Origin of the sequence: Deinococcus frigens DSM 12807, assembly GCF_000701425.1 — a bacterium.
Taxonomy (GTDB): domain Bacteria; phylum Deinococcota; class Deinococci; order Deinococcales; family Deinococcaceae; genus Deinococcus; species Deinococcus frigens.
This window is the reverse complement of record NZ_JNIW01000129.1, coordinates 1-2,222: the sequence shown is the minus strand read 5'-3', so window position 1 is coordinate 2,222 and position 2,222 is coordinate 1. Positions and strand designations below refer to the sequence as shown.

At 55.8% G+C, this 2,222-nt stretch carries 5 protein-coding genes; 1 reads left to right on the top strand and 4 read right to left on the bottom strand.

The genetic code is table 11. From position 1 onward, the window contains the following. Positions 1 to 113 precede the first annotated feature (113 nt). Positions 114 to 368: a ribbon-helix-helix domain-containing protein gene (locus Q322_RS0119890; RefSeq protein WP_029479575.1), complete on the bottom strand. Its 255-nt coding sequence runs from the start codon at positions 366 to 368 to the stop codon at positions 114 to 116. After that, complete coding sequence (locus tag Q322_RS0119885; protein WP_084148123.1) at positions 365 to 955, bottom strand: ParA family protein; 591 nt, start codon at positions 953 to 955, stop codon at positions 365 to 367. The genes Q322_RS0119890 and Q322_RS0119885 overlap by 4 nt, the downstream gene beginning before the upstream one ends. A gap of 251 nt (positions 956 to 1,206) precedes the next feature. Here Q322_RS0119885 and Q322_RS0119880 point away from each other — a divergent pair, with 251 nt between their 5' ends. Further along, positions 1,207 to 1,482 (top strand): hypothetical protein, encoded by a 276-nt coding sequence (locus Q322_RS0119880; RefSeq protein ID WP_029479573.1) that lies wholly within the window; start codon positions 1,207 to 1,209, stop codon positions 1,480 to 1,482. 102 nt (positions 1,483 to 1,584) lie between these two features. On the opposite strand, the gene Q322_RS0119875 is transcribed toward Q322_RS0119880, so the two are convergent. Next, complete coding sequence (locus Q322_RS0119875) at positions 1,585 to 1,881, bottom strand: hypothetical protein (protein WP_029479572.1); 297 nt, start codon at positions 1,879 to 1,881, stop codon at positions 1,585 to 1,587. A gap of 72 nt (positions 1,882 to 1,953) precedes the next feature. Further along, a complete protein-coding gene (locus Q322_RS23745) occupies positions 1,954 to 2,100 on the bottom strand; it encodes a hypothetical protein (RefSeq protein ID WP_156953196.1) in 147 nt (48 codons plus the stop codon). Positions 2,101 to 2,222: the final 122 nt, after the last annotated feature.

The following is a 2,222-nucleotide window of genomic DNA, read 5'->3' as shown; positions in this document are numbered from 1 at the left end:
GCTGACGCCCCCGCCTGTGGGAATAATGCTGATCGCCTGGCGCACCAACTGACAGGCAGTTTCATAAATCTGTTAAGATTCGTCGTCGTACACAGGCTGCGGCCCCTTGCTGGTCAGTGGTCTTGAACAGCGTCCAGATAACTGCTCACGGCTTCGTCGGTCAACTCCAGCACCTTTGTTCCCCGGCTGGAAGCCAGCGTCTTGAGCCTGCGGTGCAGCTCGGCATTCAGGCTCAAAGTGACGCGCTTCTCAGGAACTTTATGCTCAACTTCTGGCTTGATTTCCACCTGCGGGCGCGGAACATCACTGGCACGTTTGGCCGTTCCCAGCATGGAACTCAGATCAGTGGTTTTTTTCTTCGTCGTCATAGAATTTCCAGCTCCTCTAGGATCTGGGTAAATGGCGTGGTCAGGTGTTGAGGCACGAGGCCGCCAAACGCGCGCTGGTAGTCCACGCTTCTCCCGATCTGCGCGATCACCGGATAATTGAGATTTTCCATCACTTCGGGCATCGCGGCAGCGAGGTTGTTGTGTTCCATGCGGTTTAAGACAAAGCCGATGTGGACGCCTGCTTTTAATTTCTCCTGCACGGCGGCAATGGCCCTCATGGTTTCCTGCAAACGGTCCACCTCGCCGCTGCCTGGCAGCACCGGAATTACGATGTAATCCGCGCGGGTTGCCACCTGCTGCAACGTTCCCAGGTCGTTGGGCGGAGTATCCACCACCACATATTCTGCTGCCGCTGCCGCCACCACATCAACGGGCGCAAGAACCTGGTAGGGCAACTCCCGCCCGTTTTCCTCAGCATTAAAGCGCCAGCCGATTGCGCTCCCTTCCGGGTCATGGTCTATGACCACTGCATGTTTTCCGTGTGCAGCAAGGGTTTGAGCCAGCCCCATGCTCAGCAGGGTTTTACCCACGCCGCCTTTTTTGGAGAGTACCGCTATCATTTTCATGGAAGTATATTACTACATTTCTACAGAAATATACAAGCGTCTTCCTATAGAAATATCCTTGTACAGAAAAGTGTTTCTGTAGAAATATATTTCTACAGACCTTGCCGCTTTCCGCCTCTGTGTTGACCGTGATGCTGGACGCCATGAAATCGCACCTTCTCGCCCTCGCTGTCCTCACCGTTGGGGCCTAGACCGCAGCCCAGACCCAGCAGCCAGCAACGGCGGCAGTCCGCACCCTGCTTGACCGCAAGGTGGCGCAGTACACCAAGGCCCGTTGCGTCATGAACTATGACCGGGAGACCTTCACGCAGCCGGGCATCTCCGGCAAGGAGCTTTTGAACAGCCTTTACACCCAGGCGGTCAACGGCTTCGAGCGCGGGAAGTTGGTGGGACAGAAATACGAGGTAGGCAGAAGCGACACGTCGTTCTGGTTGATTGCCAGCAGCAAATTGTCAGGCGAGGTGTTTATGTATGCCGACTACGACAGCAAAAGCACATCGCTCTATACCTGCACAGCCAAGTTTTAGAACGCATCCCAAGAAACACAGAAATATATTTATGCATAAGTATATCCCTGTATAAATATATTTATACAGGGATATACTCTACGGGTTACCTTTGCTGAGATGTTAGTAATCAAGCTGCCGCTGAATCCTCGGCGGTTCGCTGGCCGTAAATTTCACACGGTCTTCGTCAGAAACGGCCACCCCTTTCAAGCTGCTCGCGGGGGTTGCCAGGTGCCGCCCCTGGTCATCGGCCACCACGCACACACGGCTCGTCTTGAACTCCAGTTGTCCCTCGTGCTGCTGTCCCGATTGGGCCACCGTGAGATACAGCTTATCGGGGTCCTGGCCGCGCTGCTCTAAATTCTCAGCGGCTTTTTGCAGCAGCTTTGAGCTGGCTGGATCGCCCGTTTCCTGAAACATGCGCTCGAAGCCTTGAGGCTCTCTTCGCCCCGCGCTCTCTATGTCGTGGTTAAGACGCTCAGCGGTGATGACCTAGAGGTTCAGCGGGCGCTCGGCCTCACGTCCCAGCTCGGCGGCAGACTCGCGCACCTGCGCGGGCGTCATCTCCTGGGCCTGAACTGTTTCGGTCAGACGCTGCGCGGCAGCTTGAGCGAACCTCTCTAGTGAGGTTCCTTTCAAGGAGAATTCCTGTTCGCGCTGCACCTGGCTCAGGAGTTGCACCTATGAATAGCGCGGGAGCAGCGTCCCAGACGATAAATCTTGACCTGCTCGCGTGGGGCGGTTTCTGCCATTCTCTCGCC

Excerpts from the sequence above, each read along its gene's own strand:
- Q322_RS0119890 (WP_029479575.1), bottom strand. The coding sequence starts at position 368 with ATGACGACGAAGAAAAAAACCACTGATCTGAGTTCCATGCTGGGAACG.
- Q322_RS0119885 (WP_084148123.1), bottom strand. The coding sequence starts at position 955 with ATGAAAATGATAGCGGTACTCTCCAAAAAAGGCGGCGTGGGTAAAACC.
- Q322_RS0119875 (WP_029479572.1), bottom strand. The coding sequence starts at position 1,881 with ATGTTTCAGGAAACGGGCGATCCAGCCAGCTCAAAGCTGCTGCAAAAA.